Raw genomic sequence first — 21,309 nt, forward strand, 5'->3', positions numbered from 1 at the left:
TTCACGTGTACATTGTTCACGTAGGCGAAGCCAGGATGTCAACCCCGCCAGGAGGACTCGATGGGACAGCGGCGTGACGAGGTGCTTCGGGCGGCGATCGAACTGCTCGACGAGGTCGGCCTGGACGGTCTCACCATGCGGCTCCTGGCGAGCCGGCTCGGCGTGCGAGCAAGCGCGCTGTACCGGCACTACCCGAGCAAGCAGGCCCTGCTGGACGCCATGGTCGCGCACCTGGTCACCCCGCCGGCCGATGCCGCCCCACCCCTCGACGGCTCCTGGGACGAGCGACTGCGCGGCGTCGCGATCGGCGCGCGCGAGGTCATGCTGGCCCACCGCGACGGCGCGCGCCTCATGTCCACCTTCCGCCACCCGGGCGGTGAGGCCGTCGCCGCCTTCCACGGCCTCATCGCCGCCCTGACCGCCGCGGGCGTCCCCGAGGACACGGCCGCCGTCGCCGTGGACACCGTCCTGGCCTACGTCAACGGCTACACGATCGAGCAGCAGGCCCGTGAAACCGGCGCCGACGCCTGGTCCGGAGAGCGCCGCGACCGTGTCTTCCGCGACGGCCTCGAATTGATCATCACTGGCGTCAGGGGGTCCCTGTCCTGAACCGGCCTCCTGTTCCGATCCGCCCGGTTCAGGGCGGGAACCCCCGACCGCCGACGCGGACGCGCCCTGTCCCTGACCGCCGACGCGGTCATCGCTCCACCGACGACGAACCGGCCGGCGATTCCGGCGGGTGCTCGGCGGGCAGGCACTCGCGGCCGCGATATCCAGGGCGTCTCCTCCCCGAATCTCCCGTCGTGGAAGGTCCATTGACACCGGACGGACCCGGCGATACGTTTCCCGCACATACCGGGCGGTCGGTATGTGCGAAAGCCGGGAGCACCATGAGCTTCACCAAGGAGCCGCGCGCATGAGCCTCGTCAACACCGTCCGCGGCGTCATCGACACCTCCGAGCTCGGCCGGACCTACATGCACGAGCATGTCTTCGTCCTCACCGCCGACGTCCAGCAGAATCATCCCGAGGAGTGGGGCGACGAGGAGGCGCGGGTCGCCGACGCGGTCGCCAAGCTGCGGGCGCTGGCCGCGCAGGGCGTCACGACGATCGTCGACCCGACCGTGATCGGGCTCGGCCGGTACATCCCGCGGATCCAGCGGATCTCCGAGCAGGTCCCGGAGCTCAACATCATCGTGGCGACCGGGGTCTACACCTACGACAGCGTCCCGGCCTACTTCCGTCACCGTGGCCCGGCCCTCAACGAGACGCTCGGCACCGAGATCCCGGACCCGATGGTCGACATGTTCGTCACCGATCTCACCGACGGGATAGCCGGCACCGGCGTCAAGGCCGGGATGCTCAAGTGCGCGATCGACCGCGAGGGGCTGACGCCGGGCGTCGAGCGGGTGATGCGCGCCGTCGCCCGCGCCCACCGGCTCACCGGGGCGCCGATCACCGTGCACACCCACCCGGGCTCCCGGACCGGAGCCCTGGTCAAGCGGGTGATGTGCGACGAGGAAGGCGTCGAGCCGTCCCGGATCGTCCTCGGGCACAGCGGCGACACCACCGACTGCGACCAGCTCGCCGAGCTCGCCGACGCCGGATTCGTCCTTGGCATGGACCGGTTCGGCCTCAACACGGGCACCACCTTCGAGGCGCGCGCCGACACGCTCGTGGAGATGTGCCGCCGCGGCTACGCCGACCGCATGGTGCTGTCGCAGGACGCGGCCTGCTACATCGACTGGATCGACCCGAACGTGATGCCGTTCCTGCCCCAGTGGCACTACCTGCACCTCGGTGAGGACGTCCTGCCCTACGTGCGCGAGCGGGGCGTGACCGAGAAGCAGATCACCACGATGCTCCTGGACGTCCCGCGTCGTTTCTTCGAAGTGCCCTGAATCCTTAGGACCAATTCTCGGGGGAGACCGCCCAGAGGAGTCCGCACATGACCGTTTCCCCCTCCGCCGAAGACGGTGCCCCGCCACGCGACGGCAGCGCCGCACCCGGTCTCCTGGCCCGGCTGTGGCACCGTGACCTCGCGCACTACCCGGAGTCGAGCCGCCGCTACGCCTACCTCGCGATCGTGGTCGTCACCACGATCGTCCTGTACTACCTGCTCTACATCCAGTACGCCGTCGCGACGTCGATCATCACGCACTACCGGATGACGTTCGGCTACTTCATCCTGCTGTCGGTGGTGGGCAACGTGGTCGGGGCGTTCGCGTCCCTGGTCGCCGGGCTCGCCGACCGCTGGGGCCGCGCGAACCTGGTCGTGTACGGCCTGCTGGTCGCCGGCATCCTGGTCCTCGTCCTCCCCCACGCTCCGAACAAGACCGTCTACCTGCTGCTGTTCGCCGGGCTCAGCTTCGTCGAGGGCATCGTCCTGGTCGCCACCCCGGCCCTGATCCGCGACTTCTCCCCTCAGCTCGGTCGCGCCACCGCCATGGGCTACTGGACGATGGGCCCGGTCATCGGAAGCCTCGTCGTCACGACCGTCACCAGCGCGACGCTTGACACCTCAACCTGGCAGGACGAGCTCCGCTACTCCGGGATCAGCGCCCTGGTGGTGTTCGTCATCGCGCTGTTCGGCCTGCGCGAGCTGTCGCCCCGGCTGCGCGACCAGGTCATGGTCAGCATGCGCGACCGCGCCCTGATCGAGGCACGCGCGCGGGGCATCGACCCCGAGCAGCGGCTCACCGGCCACTGGCGGCAGATGTTCCGGCTGGACGTGGTCGGCTCGGCCTTCGCCATCAGCGTCTACCTGCTGCTGTACTACGCGGCGGTCGGCAACTTCGTCATCTACTTCTCCGCGACGTTCGGCTACAGCGAGCAGCGCACCAACGGGCTCGCCAACTGGTACTGGGCGGCGAACGCCATCGCGCTCATCCTGGCCGGGCTGCTGTCGGACCGGCTCCGCGTCCGCAAGCCGCTGATGCTCGTCGGCGGTGTCGGCTCGGTGGTCGTCACCGCGATCTTCGCGATGCTCGCCACCCAACCGGACACGGCGTACGACACCTTCGCCTGGCTGTTCGTCGGCATCGGAATCTTCGGCGGCCTGACGTACGCCCCCTGGATGGCGGGCTTCACCGAGACCGTCGAGAAGCACAACCCCGCCGCCACCGCGACCGGGCTCGCCGTGTGGGGATGGATCCTGCGCATCGTCGTGGCCGTCTCGGCGGCGTTCGTGCCGCTCGTGGTGACCTCCGTGACCCCGCTCGTGGAGCACGGAGCCGAGGTACAGGCCGCGCAGGCGCAGGCGGGCCCGGCGCTGTCCATCGTGAACGCCCATCCTCAGCTCTTCGCCGAGCTGGCCAAGCATCCGGCGGGCTCCGTTCCGCCCGAGCTCGCGGCCCAGGCGGCCCAGGAGGTGGGCGTCGCCGAGCTCGCCGTCGTCCAGCAGGCCCAGCCGCAGCTCAAGATTCTGCGGGAGCACGGCGCCGAGGTTCAGAAGGCCGCGCAGGAGGGGCCTGGCCAGTGGCAGATCTGGTGGTGGGTGTGCCTGGGAGGTCAGATCGTCTTCTTGCCGTTCATCTTCGCCATGGCCGGGCGCTGGAGTCCTCGCCGGGCGCGTGAGGACGCCGAGGAGCACCAGCGCGCCGTCGAGCGCGAGCTGGCGGCACTCGAATCCCGGACCTGACCGCCCGTTCCACCGGCCGGAGCGCCCCGGCCGGTGGAACACCGTTCTCCGTCCTCGGCGGATGAACGGCATCTCGTCCCGGAGGCGCCGTGAGCCGCTCCCCCGGCGACGACCCGGCCCATCGGTTCCGCCCGCCACGAGCCGGCCGATCAGGCGGAAGGGTCCGGGTCGCTCGACCCGTCATTAGAGTCGGCTCCAGGGGGCAAGAAAGGACAGAAGGGCACACGACACGACGTTGTCGCGGCGCAGAGGAGATCCCGGCGATCGGTGAGTCCCTCTCCGGCTGAAATCCCAACCGGCCCACAAAACCGCGGCGTCCGCCGTTGTCGAACGAGCCCGCCGCCTATCCATCTGGAGCCGTGATGCGTGCCATCGTCATCGAGAAATTCGGCGGACCGGACAGCCTCGTCTACAGGGAACTGCCGGAGCCCGAACCCATGGCCGGTCATGTCGTCATCGAGATCAGGGCGTTCGGCCTCAACCACGCCGAGATGCACATGCGCAGAGGTGAGTGGGCCGAGGCCGCGGAGGTGAGCGGCATCGAGTGCGTCGGGCTGGTGAAATCCGCGCCCGGCGGCGAGTTCCCGGCCGGCGCCAAGGTCGCGGCGCTGATGGGCGGCCTCGGCCGTACCGTCAACGGCAGTTACGCCGAATACACCCGGGCGCCGGCGTCGAACGTGGCGCTCATCGAGTCCGATCTGCCCTGGGCAGAGCTCGCCGCGATCCCGGAGACCTACGCCACCGCCTGGACCTGCCTGTTCCGCAACCTGGAGATCGCCGAGGGACAGACCTTGGTCATCCGGGGCGCGACCTCCTCCTTCGGCCAGGCCGCGGTCAACCTCGCGGTGAACGCCGGCGCACGGGTCATCGCCACCACTCGCCACCGGGAGAGTTTCGCCCTGCTGGAGAAGCTCGGCACCGGCCGCGCCGAGTTGGAGGGGCCGGAGCTCTCCCAGCGGATCGCCGAGGCCAAGCGGATCGACGCCGTGCTCGATCTCGTGGGCAACAGCACCATCCTCGACTCCCTCGCGATGCTGCGCCGGGGCGGTCGCGCCTGCCTGGCCGGCTGGCTGGGCGGTCTCGACCCGATCGCCGACTTCAACCCGCTGCTGCAGATGGCCAGCGGCGTCTACCTGACCTTCTTCGGCAGCTTCGTATTCGGGACCCCCGGTTTCCCGCTCTCCGACGTGCCGCTCCAGGAAATCGCGGAGCAGGTGGCGGCCGGCCGCCTCAGGGCGAAGCCGTCGCGGGTGTTCGGCTTCGAGGAGATACGCGAGGCGCATCGCGTCATGGAGGCCGGCGAGGCCGGCGGCAAGATGGTGGTGGTCGTCCAGGCCTGACCGGCCCCTTGCCGCCCCAGGGAGATGAGCCCCGCCTCCGGCACGGTCTCGTCCGATCGGGCAGGATCACGGTTCATATGGGCGCGACCGCCGACGGTCACCGGATCATGCGGGTGCGGCTTCGGGCAGGGGCGTGGCGGTGAAAACGCCGTCCGGGTCGTAGCGGCGCTTCAACTCCAGCAGACGCGCGATGTTCTTGCCGGAGAACATCGGTTCAGGCAACCATTCTTTCAAGATCGGCAACCGGCACGAGGATCGCCAACCTCACATGGCAGGAGCAGTTCTCTAGTCCCGACCTGGGGAAACACTGATCCGCAGATCATGAGGATTCTCGCGAAGAGCAGGCAGCCAAAGCTCCTGATCTTGAACCGCGACAACTATCTCTACAGGGTCAAGGCGGCCCTGGCGGGCCGCTGGCGTTCACGGGCCGGGCTGCGGCTCTTCGGCCGGTCCAGGCCCGCAACGCCACAGCCCAACGGGCGAGTGCCGAAAAGAACAGAGCCGCTGGTCGACGAGGACCAAGAGCAGATCGCCTAGGCGGCCCGATGCCGTTTACGAAGTGCCGGCACTTCGCGGCGTCGAGCTGGTTGATGCGTTGCCGAAAGAATTGCGCCGTCCCGGGTACGTCCGAAACATGAGCAAACACACTCCATGGGACCAGGACGCCAAGGCGCGCATCATGTCCACCGTGTCGAGGAACCCGAACAGCCCGAGCGCCCAGGACGACCTGGGCCGGAAAGCACAGTCGGGGGCGGACAAGAACAAGCACGAGCAGCAGAACCAGGACGACGAAGACGAAGACGCCTGAGCGAGTTGCCGAATTGTTCTTATAGGGGATCAAGCGGCGGCGCGCCGCGCCGCCGTACCCGGCCCTCCGCCGCCCGCCGCCCGGGCATGCGGCCTGGGGGCCGGTCCCGGCCGGCGGCGCCCGGGCCGTAGCCGCACCGCCCGCCCACCGTAACCAATGTGATGCGCCGACCTGTGCAACGCGCCGCCGTACCACTCTGACTCTCACGATCGCCTGGCGGTGCTTCGGCGCCGTATCGGGTTGGGGGCGATCGCCGAGCCAGGGCTTCGTCCCTCAGCCCTGGCTCAACGGGCATGAGCGCGTCGGCTCCCAACCAGGGTTCCACCTGCCGAGTTACCCAAGTTACCTCCCTACCGCCCACGCAGCCCTTGAGCTCTGCTTCCGCCATCTAATCCCTGTAGGGCGAGACTCCTCCATCGCCTAAGCGAATGGTCGGACGCTTACACACCCAGAAGCTGCGTCCCCAAGCGCTCCGGGAGCTACATGGAAGCAACCAGCTCAGATATTCACAGAATTTTTCTCCCCGCGAGTGATAAATCCCCTTAAGTACCTTTTTAGGGCATACGTCTGAAAAGATCTTCAGAAATCGGTAACGAAACCGTCCCCCCACACGGTCTACTCCGTGGGTCCGTTTCCTGACGTAGGTAGTAGGGCCCGGATTTCAACTGAGAGGCGGACCGCCGTGGAGCCCGACTGGCTAACCGATCTAGGCGAGCCAGAGGAGGATGCCGGGGCGCTCACCCAGTCCCGCTTTCATTACCAATGTGAATGCATAATCGCGGTATGCATAGCAATGCTCGTAGAAGATAACATCGAGAGCGTCATTTGCGAGTGGCATGAAGATTACATTATCCTTTATAAGGATCAAAGCATAGAGCTTGTTTCGGTCAAGCATCGTGAACCGCAAAAGGGTCCTTGGTCCTTCGCAGAGCTATGCGATCGAGGAGGCCTATTGCACTTATTCCGTAGGTGGCAGCGGGTGCGAGAACGTGCAGTCTGTCGCATAAGCACTAATGCTGGACTGAAGTTGGGAGTCAATGAAGCTCAAGATTTCGCAGAAGCGTGTGCTCGCTTTCAGGACAACAACCAACGTGATGAGCGACTTATTGAGGATTACGCAAGTCGGATTGCTCTAATGGTCCTTGAGCAGTCTCAAAAGTTGGACCCGAACGCCCCAGATGGATCCAAGAAGCCCAAAAGTCGTCGTTCTGCTGCAAAATCTATCCAGCTCACCCTGGACCACGAAGCAGATCCGGTGTTTCTAGGATTGCGGAATGAGGTGCAACGTTTCCTCGCTCGGCTGCAAATCGAGCACGGCTTGCCTCATCGGCAATATATCCGCTCACACAATATTGTGAAAGTGATGAGTCCAACCTTGAGTCGAATGGGGCGCGACAGCTCCGATGCAGAGGCGTGCTACGAGAGCATTCTGCCTATAATTCAACGCGCAAATCGTGACCATGACAGTCAGCACCGCTCATTAGCTTCATACATTGCTAATCCTCGCCGTCTTTCTTGGGACAATCAGTTACTCGAAAGAATTGGCCGACGCACCCTCAAACGTCAAGAGATCATGAACGCACTTACTACTAAGCATGCCAAAGGTGTGCGGCTTACATCAGAGGCAATTGTAAATCATCGCGAAAATCTGAGGCCTGCAAGTAGACTGGTGCGCAAATTACAGGAGGGTGGCCTTGGACCCACAGCAATCCACACCGCGACAAACTTACGATCGCTGTGGTTAGAAGCATGGGCCGAGCTTCGAACAGATCTTCCTGGAGATGCGGCGGAGCTCTCAGATCTGAAAATAAGGGTAAGCCACTTGGCAGCTCGCGCTGAAAGCGAAACGCGCCACGCTGGAAAATATGGAACAGCGATGAATCAACGATTGGGAGAGTTGCTGCATCCTGAGGCACTGGGAAGAGTTCCTCCTATGATGCTTGATCCTCTACATTTGCTCGGTCTTGCCTACGAACTCTGCGACGAGTGTGTAATTTGGTTTAGCGAAGTATTTGAGTTCGGGCAGAGCCATGAGGCTTCCTAAATCTCCGTCCGGGGAGCTTGATGCGCGAATGCGTGCATCAGAGCGGAACGAAATGGCATACCATCAGGCTCGGATACTTATTTTGATTAATACTTTCACGCGCGGACAGAGTCGGCCTTTTAATGGGTTGACCAAACTTGCCAAACTGGATTTTTTGTTACGGTATCCAAATTTTTTGGAGCGGTTACTTCCTGGAGGCGCTGCGAGTTGGACCGGCGACACTGCTCCGACCGAAGTCGAGAGGCACGCAGTAGAGAGTCGCATGATTCGCTACAAATATGGACCATGGGACGATCGCTACTACCCGATCCTGGGAGCGTTGGTTGGCAGAGAACTGTTGGAGTATGTTCCCCGTTCCTCAGGGCTTGCCGTGAAACTAACTCGGCTGGGCCGACAACTTGCCAAGGATCTAGCGGCAGAGCCTCAATGGCAAATTACCGTTCAGAGAGCGGAGCTGATTCGTCAAAACTTCAATCTAACAGGCAATCAGCTAAAAGATCTCATATATCAATTTCTGCCTGATGTGGTCGATCGCCCGTGGGGAGACGAAATCTAGTCATGACAACTCATTTGCGCCTTCGCGAGCTCATTATTACCACTCGCAATGGCGATTTTTCATACCCGCTGAGCTCGCCTGTTACTGCTATCGTTGGTCCAGTAGCTGCCGGTAAGAGCACAATGTTAGAAGTTATTAAGCATGTGCTCGGTGGTTCAGCAATCTTAACTCAGGTTATTGAGGAGCATGTACTCCGAGCTCAATTGAAGATCGAAGTTGGTGAACGGCAACTCATCCTTCAGCGTGCAACCCAAGGGAGGGCCCGAACTGTCGACATCTATGAGGCGTCTAGTGGTGAACAGATAGGCTCCTTCCCAACCCGAGAAGGTACTCCTGTCGAATCTCTATCACGTCAGCTTCTCCGCGCGCTGGGAATTCCTGCACTATCGATTACCCGAAGTCGAACAAAGGCAACAAGCGCTACCTCTTCTCTGACATTTAACGATATATTTTCATTTGTTTATCTCCAGCAAGCCGAGATAGATAGGTCCGTTGTCGGGCATACTGAATACGTTCGCGAACCCAAACGGCGTGCGACTTTCGAACTTCTATTTGGCCTGACAAATTCCGAGCTCATCGGCCTAGAAGTACAGCGCGGTCAACTCGCGGACGCATTACGTGCCGCTCACGAGCGAGCAAACACAGTGAAGACTTTTCTTCAGGAAGCTTCGGTTAGCAATGAACAGCAACTACTTGCAGAGCGTCAGCAGGTGTTGGCTGAATGGCGCGATGCCCAGGCACGGCTAGGTTCGCTTCGAAATGAAGTTGAACAGCTGTCGGTCGCCGAGGATGCGTTGCGCGAGGAGATTCGGATTGCCGACAAGGAAGGATTAGCTATACGCGAGGCTACCAATGGTGCTTCCGCGGCCATTGCACGACGCAGTGCTCTTATAGCACAGCTAGAAGTTGATATTCAACGCCAAGAACGGCTCATGGTTGCGGCACGACGTTTAGCACCAATCGAATTCCGAGTCTGCCCTCGTTGCCTCCAGTCCTTATCGGGGCGCGACGTGCCAGCGGATCATTGTCTAGTGTGCCTTCAACCGGATGCTACGGATGAAGCCAACACTACTGCTGAGCGTAATGAGGCCATCGACCGTCTGGAGTCTCAGATCAGTGAGACGAGAGAACTTTTGGCTGATGATCAATTGCAGCTTGTCAGCCTAAATGATCATGTTCGCGGCCAGGAGTTACTTGTTGCTAGCCTTCGGTCGGAACTCGATGCACGAACGCGAGATTTCGTAAGTCCGCGTTTCGAATACATTGCCAGTTCTGCTGCAATGGTCGCTACTTTGGAGGCTCGGCTTACTATGATCGAGCAACTGACCTCATATTGGGATCAGTATCGCGAACTTGAAGGTGACATTGCTGCTTTGTCCGAAGATGCCCGGCGAACGGATGAACAAATTGAAGTCGTGCGCGGACAATTAGCTGCGCGGCGTGAGCGCGTTAATGAGCTGAGTGTACTATTTGATGAGATTGTACGATTCCTAGAGGTGCCTTGGTATGAAAGCGCTCGCATTGATCCCAAAACTTATCTACCAATAGTCAATGGTCGACCTTTCGATAAATTATCTGTCGCTGGGGGCATGAAAACAATTGTTAATCTGGCATATCATCTCAGTCTTATCACCTACTGCATCCCTCGCAACGATACATATCTTCCAGATCTGCTTGTCATAGATTCCCCGCGAAAGAATATTGGAACGGGATCAGCAGATAAAGCGCTAACCGACCGGATATATCGGCGATTTCGCATGCTTGCTGACTTGCCGGGCAGTCCGGTCCAGATATTAATTGCTGACAATGACTTGCCGGCTATCGCTTCAGACTTTGTTCACAAGATTTCTATTGATAATCATGAAAATCCGTTCGTGCCGGATGTCGCCCACCCAGGACCCGATGCGGTTGAGCGCATTGGAGCAGAGGCTGCCCAAGAGCCGAACTAGTAACGTGTACTCGATAGCGAGAACGGTCACGGGCTGTAAAGCCATCGGCTGCTCATGAGCCTGCCCAAGGGTTGCAGGTCACCTCGGTACCACTCCGGACCATCGAGGCACACCGATCCAGGTAAGATCATCTTGAACGATCGCGTCCTGAGCTGTACATACGGCATGGTGACCGCCCTCGATCATGCCCACATAGCTATGCTGCACCGATCGGCAAGCACTCACCTCCACGCGCGGCAGTGGACCTCGTCCAGATTCGGTAGTTCAGGTCGATCGAACGTATTGCCCATGGACCAGCTCAGTAGGAACTCTGTCATGGTCACCGGGATCGGCGGCCCCTGATCAAAATGGCGGGGCAAGATGATGACCGGCCAGTCGTCTGGCTCCCCCTCGGTAAGCCACCCGATGTCGTCGCCGTCGATGGTGTTACCCCACAGCAGGAAGCCACCGGGCTCTGGCCAGGCCGCCAGAGGATACATATCAGGGTGATCATCCCGAAGCTCGCGGTATTCATCCCCCGTGCGTATGGCGTCCTGAGCGATGTCGCCGGCACTCACCTCCCGAGGATCGGTGATCCCCAACCACTCACCGAACTCACAGCTGCCGTACCGTTCTAGGAACCTCATGTAATCCGACGGCAGCGCCGTACTCAGAGCGGAACGCAGCTGCTCCCAGCCGGCTGACCCCAAAATCGGATCCTTCGGAGGCGGAACACGTTCAATGAGACGCTCCAGCGAGGTTTGATCATCGGCCACGAAATCGACTGTAGCTATGGGACCTGACAATCCCAGCCTCCGACGGACACTCCGGCTCCGGGATGATCGCCATGAGTAACCCGGTTCGTAGGCGCTGGGAGGCAAATCTTTCCGTCTTCGCATTCCCGGGAGGCCAGAAGCAAGATCCGGCACATATGCGGAACGCCCATCCCTCTCCGAGGAAGATCACGCAGGATGATAGCAGGTCAGCGCACCAACAGGCTGAGAAGTGACGTTCCACTTCTAATCCGACGGTCACGGTCCGGCCGGCTGAGGACATGGCCAGCACCCCGGATGGTGACCTCCAGCGGAGAGCCGGCGTCGAAGCATTGGTTGAGACTCGATGAAAGGCGACGCGTACTCAGGGACGGCCTCCAGCGCTCATCTCTCCGTGACGTGCATGAAACCACCAGGTCGCGCTGGAGCTGTCCGACGAATAACGGCTGGACCGTGTGATGTGGGGCGAGCATCATGGTCGGATGCCAGAGCTGATCAATCCAACTACCAGACTGCGGACGTCGTTCCTGGCCGCGGTGACCGAGTTTCGCGCAGACCGCGACTACCCGGTTCCCTGGTTCGTCACCGACGTCGACCCGCAGGCTCTACATGCCCCGTCGGCCTTCGATGCCTATGTCACGCGCGTTCTGGGCGAGCGGGAGGAAGCGGCCGCACGAGCGATCGGGTTCGTGCCGATGACGACGCTGTGGTGGGCTGAAGGCGAGCGACTACTGGGTAGGTTGGCGATCCGCCACCGGCTCATTCCGGCCTTGGAGAAGGATGGAGGCCATATCGGCTACGACGTACGGCCCAGCGTACGGCGGCAGGGGCATGCGACCGCGATGCTCGCCGCAGCATTGCCGATTGCCCGTTCGCTCGGCATCACCGAGGCGCTGTTGACGTGCGACGACACGAATACGGCGTCCCAGCGGGTGATCGAGGCGAACGGCGGCCGGTTCGTCGACATGGCCGGGCAAAAGCGCCGCTACTGGGTGCCAACGCATCCTTGAGACTGTCAGTAGGTGGTGGCTTTGCCGACTTTCCGCATGGGCACCTCGCCGTCCTGCTGAGGGCGGCTCTACGGTGTACCGCGGGGTATGCGCGCGATGATCTTCTTGGACAATGTCGCGACGGAGTCCGTATGACGAGGTCAGGGACGCAGCACAGTCGAGAGCAGCGGTCCGCTGTAAAACCGTCGGCACTCCGACTCTGGGAGCCAACTTGGGAGCCACCAAGCCGCACGCCCCTGGACTGAGCCGGATTGATACGAACAGACGGATCGTTCGCGACCTGCCCGGCGAACTGGCCTGAACATCCCCGGACATTGTTTGGGGATCTACGGATCAGAAGGCAAGCTGCCAGATGATCTTCTGCGGTCGAGCTCCGAGAGGAGGCTTCCGCCGGTCGTGTTTCCAGGAGCGACCGACACGTTGATCACAGGTGGGGGTGATCACCTGCACTGATCCGCGACATGTGATCGAGAGGTTCTCGCCGAGGTATGACCCCCGCTTACTGGGGAGTGCCTCTTGTCAGCATCGCGAGTGGCCTAGATCATTTCTGCATGCATGACGCCAGAAAAAATAGGCCGCTGTCTCGGTGGTACTTCGCTGTGCTCGCCGTTGTGATGTTGATCAGTCTCTACGGGGCCAGCGCGACCTCTTGGTATTTCGGCATCGTGCTTCTGATGTTCCCCGCCTGGGTGGCGTTGGGCGTGTATTGGCTCGTCCGTGCGGTCCGAGCGGTCCGAGCGATGGGGTGGGCGGCTATGCGCCGGCATTGGTTCCGCTGGGTGCTGGCACCGCTCGTCTTCCTCGGCATGGTGGTGGCGCTCTCGGTGGACGGCCCGCTGTGGGTGCGGTTCACGCTCTCCGAACCGAGCATGCAGGCATACGCGAAGACGATCGCCGCAGGTGATGAAACCGATGAGGGCTGCCGGTGGCTGGGGCTCTATCACGTCTGTTGGAGCGAACCCATCGAGGGCGGTGCCCTGCTCGTGGTTGAGGACTACGGAATGATGGGGACGGAGGGGTTCGCGTGGCTTCCGGGTGGTCAGGAGCCGTCTGATGCGGGCTATGAAAATCACTACACCCCTTTCGCTGGCCCTTGGTGGGACTGGCGGGGATGGAGTAGCTGGTGATCTGGCCACGGAGAGAGCTACTGAGGGAGTCACCCGAATGGACGATCATGGGCTGGTGCGGACGGATGCGGACGGCGTGATCCTTACAGAACAGCGCCGTGAACTCGTTTGAAAACCGTTGGAGATCGTTTGAGAGCCTAATGTTGTCCGTGGCCCCCGGTTCCTAGTTGCAGTTCTAGTTGCAATCCAGGGCCATACAGTGCCGTTCCAGGTGAACCGCCGAGCCCGGTTGGTCCAGGTGGAACTGATCGGGACGGGCAGGATCAGAGCTGCTAATGCGGTATGGGTAGGTGCCCTGTCGCCTGGCGCGCGGTTAGGGTCACCATGTGGATGAAGCCATGGTGAGTGCGGAGAGGTGGCGCGAGCAAATTCGAGCACGAGGTTCCATCGAGCAGGACCGTGAGGCGCTGGCCCGGCTGATCGAGTACGACCATGATCCGTTCGAGACCGAGTTGTATGAAAGCTCCTCCGATCCGCAGAACCGGTTGATCGACAGAGCCGAGAGGTCATATGCCGGTCAGTATGACCGTCGCCTCCGCCGGCTGCGAGAGCGTGCCAGGTACACCGAAGTCGATGAATAGCCGTTGCGGGATATGCGCGGGATGATCTTCGGTGGTCGGGACGAAGAAAGACGCTCCTGCCCTGATGAGAGGCCCTGCCTTGGCTGGAAACGCAGCCCTCTTGAAAACCGCTACCTCTGACTACGAACGGCCATGAGGAGCTGTGGTCGCTAACCGGGTTTGTTTTCTTTCGGGCAGGGCTGCCTGGTCTAGGCTTCTAGCTTGTGGATGATCTCGTCAGCCGGTGGGGCCGGCCAGATCAGGATGAGGTGTTCTTCGCCGGATTCCTCTGGAACGAGATCTTCCCATCTCATGTCTCTGCCGCGCGCGTGGATGCGGAGGCGGTAGCTCCCGGGGCCGTGGGCGGTCAATATGGGGCTGTCGTCGACCGCGGTCCGGGTCCAGTCGATGAGGAGCGCCTCTCCGGCGGGGCTGTCGTAGGTGACCTCCACGACGGCTTCCCAGGCGTCAAGGTCCAGCGGCGGTGGAGTGTCGTGGGTTTCTACGGTGAGCCGTATCACGTCGGTGCACGGACCGCAGCCGATGAGCGCCTGCCCTTGGCCGATGCTGATGAGGTTGTTCTCGTCGTCATAAGAGGGGATCGCGGCGTCGAAGACGGACAGGTCCCCTTCGCCGATCCCGTAGACCCTGTACTCGATGAACACCTCAAGATCCGTTCGGGGCATCGGGCCATCCTGACGGGTGCGGGGGAGGCATGCAATATGCGTGCAATGATCAAGGTGGCCGTCAATGCGGAGAGAAATGTCGCCGCAGGTCAACGACTGTGAACCGCTGAAAACAGGCATGGCCTATAAAACCGTCGGCTCAGCTCGTGGTCGATCGCCGTGCCTTCCACTGCAAGCGCAATTGAGGTAGCAAAGCGGCTAGGTAACCGCGTGCGTCCGCGGCGGTGCGAAGAGACAGTGACGTACGGTAATACCGCCTGGGGAATTACCTCGGCAACTGGAGGGACGACTACGTTCGTCGCCACTGACCGCATCAACGATGCAGACGGGCTTGGGACCGCCTGGAACGTATGGACGCGTCCCACCTGCTGACCAGAAAGCCGTAATCTGAATGGTCCAGCTTTGCCACTGGGCCATTCTCTCGTATTGATGATCTGGACTCGAATATGGTTTCCATATATTGGAAAAAGGGCGTGGCCCTGCTGCTCTGCTCGGCGGTCGCCGCCTGCTCGGCCACTTCCGGGTGGATCCAGGCAATCGGCAGTGATCCGGTCATCCTGGTGCACACCGGCGGAGACACTGGCGCGGTGGGGATCGAGAGTCGGCTTGCCTACCACGCGGCGAGCAAATGTGTGGTTCTGCAGGCGGGCGACGGCATCAACATTCCCATCTGGCCGCCTGGCACCGAACCGATAGTCGTCGATGGTCGTCGCGGCGTGGACGTCAAGGGTGTCGGGAGCTTTCTTGATGGAGACCGTGTTCAGCTTGGCGGAAACGCGGCCGATGAAAAGATGGTCCCGTCGGACGCTGATGTCCGTCGCTGCACGGGGCTTCCAGGCCGGCAGAAGCTCATCGTTGTCGGACAGGTTAGGCGCTGAGTCGGCGGCTATCTCGCCACTCCTGCCCACATTCGCTAGTAGATAGCTAAGAATTCTGGGCACGCTGTCCTCATCGCCCCTACGAGGGGGCCCGGGTTGCAGTTTGGGTTGCAGTTCACCGCCGTACCAGCGTGTTCCAGGAAGACCGGGGAGGGACGTTGGTCCAGGTGGGACTGTCCTGAACGATGGTCTCCCGAGCTGCTAATGCGGTTTGGGTCTACCGCTCATCCGGGATTCAAGTCCCCGAGCTTCAGTAGCTCAGAGGATTTCTTTCGAATTCGCTCTTTCGGGATAGAGCATTTTTTGATCTCTGGATCCCCAGACCGTACCTGATGTGTCTCCCTCGAAGAGGCGATGAGGGCAGGGCTATGCCCTTACGACTACCCAATATGTCGGTCTTCGCTGCGATGATCGCTTTGATTCGGTCGCATGCAGGATGGGGTCACTGGTGAGCGATGCAATGGTGGTGGACTACGCCTGGTTCATCGAGGAGTACATGAACGGCGATTACTTCCTCGGGATGACGTTCGTGCGGGGCGTGTCGCCAGCGGAGGCTCTGCACCGGATCGGCGCCACCCCTGGCGACGTCTCCCGGGATTGGGCCATCGAGGCTTACGCGGCAGATGGTGGGGCGGTCCTGCTCGACCTTCACTGTTACGAGATGCCGGAGGCGCTCTCCCGGGGGACGGAGACGGCCAGGCTTGTCACCGGCACCACCATGGATGAGGAGTTCGTCTACTCGATCAACGGAGTGGTGGCCACCAGGTTCGAGCCGTCCTTCCCCGACGATCGGGAAGGCAGCGATCCGGACTACCTGCTGACCCATATGCGGGATCTGGGCATGCCCTTGGACGGGGAGGAGTTCACCGACACTCGGACCGCCAGGGATCTCGCGCTCGTCCTGGCTGTACGGGCCACGGGGGTGAATCTGACCCCGGCCCACCATGCCGTACCGTCCATCACCGGATCCACCGACTGCCCGAGCTGACCAGACGACCGATCACCCGTTGTAGTCCACAGCGGTTCAAGGCCGTTCGTGATGGTCTACAGCCACCCTGGCCTACATATAGCTGGTGTCATCTGGCAGGTCTCAGTACATGAAGAGGCGTGGCGACGCCGTCCCTCCAGATCCCACGCCGCCACGCCCGTCTACCGGACACCTCCAGACAATAGAGCCGTCCAGACCGTCCGAGCTTCGTTGACCGACCAGCGCGGTGACTCGTGCACCATGACGCTGCCGTCGAGTTGAAGGGTGCGGCGAATGAACGCCTGACCGCCGCCGGAGCACAGCTCGTAGATCGTCGCCCTACACACGCAGGTCCATGCCACCGGCCGCACCCGCTCTGGTGTCCGGTACGGCTCTCGCCAGCTCAGGCGCACGTGGTCACGTTGAGTCATCGCCACGTGCGGGCTCAGGCACTCCTCAGAGATGATCACGGTGAGTCCCCGAAGAGGAATCACGATCGTAGGCCTCGCGGAGGGACCGGCCGATCCGTTTGGCACAGCAGATCAGTTCCAGGTATCTGAAGGTCCCCGCCGTCGCGTCCGCAGGGGCTTCGACTGGTGTTCCGCTGAACCGGGCCTCCCAGGTGCCGTCAGGGCACCGGGTGACGTCGAACTCGGGGATGCTCCAGTCGGCCATGCCCACCATCATAGGAGAACATGTAAGCACCTGTAAATACTCGTTAGTTGACGTCATATGACGTCTGTTTCTATCTTTGCAGGTCAAGGCATATCTAGCCTTGGGATCATGTTCAGGTACGACCCACGCAAGCCCAAGTGGTCGCAGATCGTCGAGGAGATCCGCAGGCGGATCGACGTGGGCGAGTACGACGCCGAGACCCTGCTCTCCGAAGTCGCCATGGAAGAGGAGTTCCAGGTCTCCAGGCCAACCGTCCGCAAAGCCATGAAGGTGCTCCGCGACCAAGGGTGGGTCGTGACCTCGCAAGGCATCGGTTCGTTCCCGACCACCGTCGAGGAACGGGCAGCGAATCCGAGCGCTTCACAGTAAGCCAGACGAGGCCGGAACGGTCGCCCAGTCCCCCACCTTCCCGCCACCACCGTTCGACCTGGCGAAGGAGATGAACTCTCCCCGTGGTGTCGCCGGCCGAACTCGCTTCGCGAGCCCTTCGGGTGCCAACGGCATTCCGCCGACCACACCACGTGGTGCACGGGTCAGACCCGCCGTCAGCCGGGGTCGGGCTGTTCACGTTCCCGGGCGATCCGGCGGGCTGTGGCGATGCGCTGCCGGGCGAGTTCGGCCCAGAACGGTTCGCCGTACCGGTGACCGCTTCCGCCGTAGCGCCACTGAGAGAGCGTGAGCGTCTCATGCTCGCCAGGAGCCGGAAGGCCGAGGATCATCCGAGCCTGTTCGGCGCGGTAGTCCGCGCGCGCCTGGCGCAGTGCTCCGAGGGTGGTGGAGTAATGGCGGGACTTGGTGGAGAAGTGCCCGCTGTAGCCCAGTGCGTGAGACCACCGCCGCAACGGGATGTCCCGGTACTGAGGCAGGTTTCCCAGGGTGAAGCAGATGAAGATCATGCGCCGGGCATGTTCGGTCACCTCCAGGCCGGTAATGTCCCAGACGTTGCGGATCGGACGATCGACCGTCCCCGCGGACTCGGCTCCCTTGGTGGCGTACTTGGCGACGTAGGACGCGACCCGCTGATCACTCATCCCGTTCAGGTCGGTCGAGACGTAGACCGGCCGGACGTCGAGTTGAGCGCCCCACCGCAGAACACGAGCCGGTTCCTCCTCTCCGGACGGTCCAAGCACAGTGACCAGTTCGGCAGCCTGCCGGATCGCGCGGTCGAGGAGAGGAACGGTGGCCCAGTCCGGCGGTCGGTCCGCCAGTCCGTCCGGTCCGTCGAGCCGGATCACCGCGTGGAAATGGACCAGGCCGCGTGCTTGGTACTCGGCGACCTTGGCATACGACAGCCGCAACGTCCGGCGTAGGTCGGTACGGCTGACGCCGAGCAGCCGGGCGAAGACGGACGGGACGGTCTTGGTGAACTCCCGCCAGAGCCGACCCGCGTGCGCGTTCCACAGCACCGCGCCCTCATAGTCATAGCAGCTCACACAGAGGGGCTGCCCGACCTGAGGATCATCACGGTCGTGACGAGCGCCGCAGCCCTCGGGACGCCCGTGCTCGCACACCGGGACATCGCGCCGGGGACGACACGGCAGGGTCTTTCCGTCCTTCTCCCGGTGACCGTGAACCGCGCCGAAGGACGGGGCGGTGAAGGTGGCGAACACGCGAGGATGACCGCTGACGTCTTCCGAAACACCCTTGCCGCCGCGCAGGCCAGAGATGATCAGATGGTAGGTGTCATCCTTGTAGGTCGCCGAGCACGCCGGGCAACGGGATGCCCGCCGGTTGCCGCACGCCGTCAGCAGGAACCCGGTCGGCTCGTCGGCGGTGCGGTAGACGTCCAGGACCTCACCCGTTCCGGCGTCCACGGTGATCCGTTCACCGTGGAGCCGGACGGGCTGGGCACAACCGCCGGTGGCGTACACCATGCGTTGCCACCGTCCGAAGTCCGGCATGGCCGCGCGCTGCATCGCGGCGAGCACGTCGGAGGAAAAGGACGGGATCTCTCTCACGCGGCGTTCTCCTTCTTCTCGGTCTCCTTGCGTCGTGGTGCGGTGGCACGAGTCGTCTCCTCGACGAGCTCGATGCCGTGGATGGCGGCGATGCGTCGCCATCGATCAGCGGACCACTGGGGCGAGTCGGCGATCATGCGCTCGCACCACTCCTCGGCGAGCGCGACGTACGGCCCCATTCCTTCGGGAACCAAACAGCTCCTTTCCTCGCAGGGAGCCGCCGCTCATGTCCGGGAAGAAGGCGCGCACCATCGCCAGGCATGCGAAAGCCGCATGTCTGTTGAGCGGTGGCGCTTATCAGCGAGAGTTCGGAGTGTTAAGGGGTGCGCGACTCTTATCCAGTGAGCGATGCCGGTAGTGCTCGCCTACCGCTGGCCGGGTCTCTCCAGCGGAACGGCGTGTGGTGGTCGTCTGCCCGGTGGCTTTCTTCGCTCTTATCTGTCGCGGCTGGTTTCTCGCTGTCTTCCCGGAAATGACGGGGCTTTTAGTATCTCATTTGTACCACCGGGGCGGCGAAATCATGCGAGCGTAAATCCCGCATGCCCCGTCCCCTCAGTCGTCCCAGGACGTCCACTGACGTACGGCTGCGTCCCCTGGCGTCCGGCTGCCTACGGCTGCACCTGATCATCGACGGCAAGAAGTAAGGGAGCTGTCGCCCGGCGGTAAGGCGATCAGCTCCCTTGGTCATCGAGGACGTCCTGAGACGTCTTCGCCGTCACTCGCGCCAGACCGGTTCGAGGAGATCGGGGTTGAAGGGGGCGCGACCGCCGCCTCTGGGATGGACGATGACCGCGTGCAGGGCGTCGGTGATGTGGGCGCGCTTGCTCGACAGCGGCAGCCCGCCCTCCTCCTCCGATAGGTACCAGCGTCGCCGGATCTCCTCCATGCTCAGCGACGCCCGCGCCTGCCGTACCTCCGCCGAGGCGGTGCGCTTGGCCCTGTCCGCCCGCAGGCGTGCCATGGTCGCCTCCAGCTCCGGAGCGACCCGGAAGTACAGCTCTCCGCTGATCTCTTTCGTCCGCCACCGGCGGGTCAGCTCGTCGAGCTGTTGCACGGCGGTCTCCAGCTCCTCCTCACCCGCCCATTCGGAATCATCCGCCGACTCGGAAAAGGTGACCTCCTCCATCTTCGTCATCACCAGTTCGGAAATGAAGAAGTCGACCACGTCACCCCGGCGGGAAATGCCACCGCAACCCCCCGCTGCCTTGGACGAGCAGGAATAGCTGTGATACTCGATCCCCTGGCGGCGCATCGCTCGGAGCGGCTTGTTGCAAATCCCACCCTCCGAAGTCGGACGCCCGCAGCGGAGAATGCCGGACAGAAGATACTGACGTTCTCTTTCCTGCGAAGAGACAAGCCTGACCACACTGCCGTCGTTGTGAACGAGCCCGCCTTTCCTGGTGTCGATGATGGCCTGAACGGCGAGCCATTCCTCAGGGGTGAGGATCGGTTCCCACTTGCCGACGACCGCCTTGCCCTCACCATCACGCACGATCTCACCGTCCAGCCGACGCCACCCGCAGAGCCGGGGAGCCGACAGCACGGCTTTGAGGGTCACGCTCTGCCACTTGTTACCCCGGGGCGTCTTCAAGCCGTTGCGCTGCCACTCCCGAGCGATGGAGTGCAGGGAGCGCCCGGCGATGAAGTCACGGGCGGCCTGGCGGACCAGCGGCGCCTCCACCGGATCCAGGGTCACCCGGTCGTCCTGCCAGCCGAACGGGCGAGCACCGCCCACCGGGGTCCCGCTCTCGGCCCGCGCCCGGTGCGAGCGGCGCATCCGGCGCTGCATCTTGCGGACCTCCATCTTGGAGATCACCACCCCGAACAGGCCCATGCTCTCGGTGTCCTCGCTGTAGAGGTTCTTGGTCTGCTTGGAGTCGGCGAAGACCAGACCGTCGCGCTTGGTGAACGCCTCCACGAACCGCTCGTAGTCACCGGGCCGCCGCGCCAAGCGGTCATCGGCCACGACCACCGCCCCCTGAACCGGCGTGCCGTCATCGAGCCTCCCGGCCCGCAGCGCCCGCACCATCGCCTCGAAGGCGTCGCGGACCACATGCGCCTTGGCCGCGGACTTGTCGTTGTCGGTGAACTCGTGCACCACGGTCCAGCCATGCCGGGCGGCGGTCTCCCGGTTCACCGCGTGCTGGTCCTGGACGCCGTGCTCGTCCTTCCTGCCGTCCACCGAGATCCGCGCGTACGACACAACCGGGATCATGAGTCCTCCTGTGGTGAATCACAGCCTTAACTCATGTTGTACCCGTAGACGTTGGCGATCCAGAACCTGGTCCATTTCGTGCGAAGGGCCGGGGCTGAAGCCCCGGCCCTTCACTGACTTTCTGTGGTGCTCTCATCGGACTCCG

The 21,309-nt window shown here is 62.7% G+C and carries 21 protein-coding genes; 15 read left to right on the forward strand and 6 right to left on the reverse strand.

What is annotated here, in order from left to right:
* The first annotated feature begins 60 nt into the window (after positions 1–60).
* The 4 genes from DKM19_RS24765 to DKM19_RS24780 all read left to right on the forward strand — a co-directional run bounded on the left by DKM19_RS24765 (position 61) and on the right by DKM19_RS24780 (position 4,979).
* Positions 61–609: a TetR/AcrR family transcriptional regulator C-terminal domain-containing protein gene (locus DKM19_RS24765; protein WP_110698805.1), complete on the forward strand. Its 549-nt coding sequence runs from the start codon at positions 61–63 to the stop codon at positions 607–609.
* A 307-nt stretch (positions 610–916) separates the two neighbouring features.
* Positions 917–1,900: a phosphotriesterase gene (locus tag DKM19_RS24770; RefSeq protein WP_110698806.1), complete on the forward strand. Its 984-nt coding sequence runs from the start codon at positions 917–919 to the stop codon at positions 1,898–1,900.
* Positions 1,901–1,947: 47 nt separating this feature from the next.
* Positions 1,948–3,639, forward strand: coding sequence for an MFS transporter (locus tag DKM19_RS24775; RefSeq protein ID WP_110698807.1), 1,692 nt, complete (start codon positions 1,948–1,950; stop codon positions 3,637–3,639).
* A 362-nt stretch (positions 3,640–4,001) separates the two neighbouring features.
* Positions 4,002–4,979: a zinc-binding alcohol dehydrogenase family protein gene (locus tag DKM19_RS24780; protein ID WP_110698808.1), complete on the forward strand. Its 978-nt coding sequence runs from the start codon at positions 4,002–4,004 to the stop codon at positions 4,977–4,979.
* A 105-nt stretch (positions 4,980–5,084) separates the two neighbouring features.
* Here DKM19_RS24780 and DKM19_RS24785 read toward each other — a convergent pair whose 3' ends face one another.
* Positions 5,085–5,201 (reverse strand): BBE domain-containing protein, encoded by a 117-nt coding sequence (locus DKM19_RS24785; protein ID WP_204358996.1) that lies wholly within the window; start codon positions 5,199–5,201, stop codon positions 5,085–5,087.
* 99 nt (positions 5,202–5,300) lie between these two features.
* Here DKM19_RS24785 and DKM19_RS24790 point away from each other — a divergent pair, with 99 nt between their 5' ends.
* From DKM19_RS24790 to DKM19_RS24805, 5 genes are all read left to right on the forward strand, one after another.
* On the forward strand, positions 5,301–5,516 hold the full coding sequence (locus DKM19_RS24790; RefSeq protein ID WP_110698810.1) for a hypothetical protein: 216 nt from the start codon (positions 5,301–5,303) through the stop codon (positions 5,514–5,516).
* Positions 5,517–5,613: 97 nt separating this feature from the next.
* A complete protein-coding gene (locus tag DKM19_RS49715; protein ID WP_162641716.1) occupies positions 5,614–5,787 on the forward strand; it encodes a hypothetical protein in 174 nt (57 codons plus the stop codon).
* Between the two features lie 682 nt (positions 5,788–6,469).
* Positions 6,470–7,831: a dsDNA nuclease domain-containing protein gene (locus DKM19_RS24795; RefSeq protein ID WP_162641717.1), complete on the forward strand. Its 1,362-nt coding sequence runs from the start codon at positions 6,470–6,472 to the stop codon at positions 7,829–7,831.
* Positions 7,832–8,093: 262 nt separating this feature from the next.
* On the forward strand, positions 8,094–8,387 hold the full coding sequence (locus tag DKM19_RS50840) for a hypothetical protein (RefSeq protein ID WP_204358997.1): 294 nt from the start codon (positions 8,094–8,096) through the stop codon (positions 8,385–8,387).
* Between the two features lie 2 nt (positions 8,388–8,389).
* A complete protein-coding gene (locus DKM19_RS24805) occupies positions 8,390–10,336 on the forward strand; it encodes an AAA family ATPase (protein ID WP_110705954.1) in 1,947 nt (648 codons plus the stop codon).
* 221 nt (positions 10,337–10,557) lie between these two features.
* On the opposite strand, the gene DKM19_RS24810 is transcribed toward DKM19_RS24805, so the two are convergent.
* Positions 10,558–11,091 carry an SMI1/KNR4 family protein gene (locus DKM19_RS24810; RefSeq protein ID WP_162641718.1) on the reverse strand — a complete coding sequence of 178 codons (534 nt, stop codon included), beginning with the start codon at positions 11,089–11,091 and terminating at the stop codon, positions 10,558–10,560.
* 479 nt (positions 11,092–11,570) lie between these two features.
* Between DKM19_RS24810 and DKM19_RS24815 the strand changes: the two genes are divergently transcribed.
* From DKM19_RS24815 to DKM19_RS24825, 3 genes are all read left to right on the forward strand, one after another.
* Complete coding sequence (locus DKM19_RS24815; protein ID WP_110705955.1) at positions 11,571–12,098, forward strand: GNAT family N-acetyltransferase; 528 nt, start codon at positions 11,571–11,573, stop codon at positions 12,096–12,098.
* A 599-nt stretch (positions 12,099–12,697) separates the two neighbouring features.
* Positions 12,698–13,225: a hypothetical protein gene (locus DKM19_RS24820; protein WP_110698814.1), complete on the forward strand. Its 528-nt coding sequence runs from the start codon at positions 12,698–12,700 to the stop codon at positions 13,223–13,225.
* 326 nt (positions 13,226–13,551) lie between these two features.
* A complete protein-coding gene (locus DKM19_RS24825; protein WP_204358998.1) occupies positions 13,552–13,806 on the forward strand; it encodes a hypothetical protein in 255 nt (84 codons plus the stop codon).
* A gap of 188 nt (positions 13,807–13,994) precedes the next feature.
* Here the strand turns inward: DKM19_RS24825 and DKM19_RS24830 are convergent, their stop codons facing one another.
* Positions 13,995–14,450: a hypothetical protein gene (locus tag DKM19_RS24830; RefSeq protein WP_162641720.1), complete on the reverse strand. Its 456-nt coding sequence runs from the start codon at positions 14,448–14,450 to the stop codon at positions 13,995–13,997.
* A gap of 494 nt (positions 14,451–14,944) precedes the next feature.
* Here DKM19_RS24830 and DKM19_RS24835 point away from each other — a divergent pair, with 494 nt between their 5' ends.
* The 3 genes from DKM19_RS24835 (at position 14,945) to DKM19_RS24850 (ending at position 17,360) form a co-directional block, all read left to right on the forward strand.
* Entirely contained in the window at positions 14,945–15,349 is a 405-nt protein-coding gene (locus tag DKM19_RS24835; protein WP_110698817.1) for a hypothetical protein, read from the forward strand.
* Positions 15,350–15,797: 448 nt separating this feature from the next.
* Positions 15,798–16,337 (forward strand): DUF6461 domain-containing protein, encoded by a 540-nt coding sequence (locus tag DKM19_RS24840; RefSeq protein ID WP_162641721.1) that lies wholly within the window; start codon positions 15,798–15,800, stop codon positions 16,335–16,337.
* A 762-nt stretch (positions 16,338–17,099) separates the two neighbouring features.
* The gene (locus DKM19_RS24850) at positions 17,100–17,360 is read left to right on the forward strand and encodes a winged helix-turn-helix domain-containing protein (protein ID WP_110698820.1); all 261 of its coding nucleotides are present in this window, start codon (positions 17,100–17,102) and stop codon (positions 17,358–17,360) included.
* 176 nt (positions 17,361–17,536) lie between these two features.
* Here the strand turns inward: DKM19_RS24850 and DKM19_RS24855 are convergent, their stop codons facing one another.
* The 3 genes from DKM19_RS24855 to DKM19_RS24865 all read right to left on the reverse strand — a co-directional run bounded on the left by DKM19_RS24855 (position 17,537) and on the right by DKM19_RS24865 (position 21,164).
* Positions 17,537–18,949, reverse strand: a complete 1,413-nt coding sequence (locus DKM19_RS24855) for a replication initiator (protein WP_110698821.1) — start codon at positions 18,947–18,949, stop codon at positions 17,537–17,539.
* A complete protein-coding gene (locus DKM19_RS24860) occupies positions 18,946–19,143 on the reverse strand; it encodes a hypothetical protein (protein ID WP_162641722.1) in 198 nt (65 codons plus the stop codon). Before DKM19_RS24860 ends, DKM19_RS24855 begins: the two co-directional genes overlap by 4 nt.
* A 521-nt stretch (positions 19,144–19,664) precedes the next feature.
* The gene (locus DKM19_RS24865) at positions 19,665–21,164 is read right to left on the reverse strand and encodes a recombinase family protein (RefSeq protein ID WP_110698823.1); all 1,500 of its coding nucleotides are present in this window, start codon (positions 21,162–21,164) and stop codon (positions 19,665–19,667) included.
* Positions 21,165–21,309 lie beyond the last annotated feature (145 nt).

Origin of the sequence: Streptosporangium sp. 'caverna' (genome assembly GCF_003203775.1) — a bacterium.
In the GTDB taxonomy this organism is placed as follows: domain Bacteria; phylum Actinomycetota; class Actinomycetes; order Streptosporangiales; family Streptosporangiaceae; genus Streptosporangium; species Streptosporangium subroseum.

Excerpts from the sequence above, each read along its gene's own strand:
- DKM19_RS24765 (WP_110698805.1), top strand. The coding sequence starts at position 61 with ATGGGACAGCGGCGTGACGAGGTGCTTCGGGCGGCGATCGAACTGCTC.
- DKM19_RS24770 (WP_110698806.1), top strand. The coding sequence starts at position 917 with ATGAGCCTCGTCAACACCGTCCGCGGCGTCATCGACACCTCCGAGCTC.
- DKM19_RS24775 (WP_110698807.1), top strand. The coding sequence starts at position 1,948 with ATGACCGTTTCCCCCTCCGCCGAAGACGGTGCCCCGCCACGCGACGGC.
- DKM19_RS24780 (WP_110698808.1), top strand. The coding sequence starts at position 4,002 with ATGCGTGCCATCGTCATCGAGAAATTCGGCGGACCGGACAGCCTCGTC.
- DKM19_RS24790 (WP_110698810.1), top strand. The coding sequence starts at position 5,301 with ATGAGGATTCTCGCGAAGAGCAGGCAGCCAAAGCTCCTGATCTTGAAC.
- DKM19_RS49715 (WP_162641716.1), top strand. The coding sequence starts at position 5,614 with ATGAGCAAACACACTCCATGGGACCAGGACGCCAAGGCGCGCATCATG.
- DKM19_RS50840 (WP_204358997.1), top strand. The coding sequence starts at position 8,094 with ATGATTCGCTACAAATATGGACCATGGGACGATCGCTACTACCCGATC.
- DKM19_RS24805 (WP_110705954.1), top strand. The coding sequence starts at position 8,390 with ATGACAACTCATTTGCGCCTTCGCGAGCTCATTATTACCACTCGCAAT.
- DKM19_RS24815 (WP_110705955.1), top strand. The coding sequence starts at position 11,571 with ATGCCAGAGCTGATCAATCCAACTACCAGACTGCGGACGTCGTTCCTG.
- DKM19_RS24850 (WP_110698820.1), top strand. The coding sequence starts at position 17,100 with ATGTTCAGGTACGACCCACGCAAGCCCAAGTGGTCGCAGATCGTCGAG.
- DKM19_RS24865 (WP_110698823.1), bottom strand. The coding sequence starts at position 21,164 with ATGATCCCGGTTGTGTCGTACGCGCGGATCTCGGTGGACGGCAGGAAG.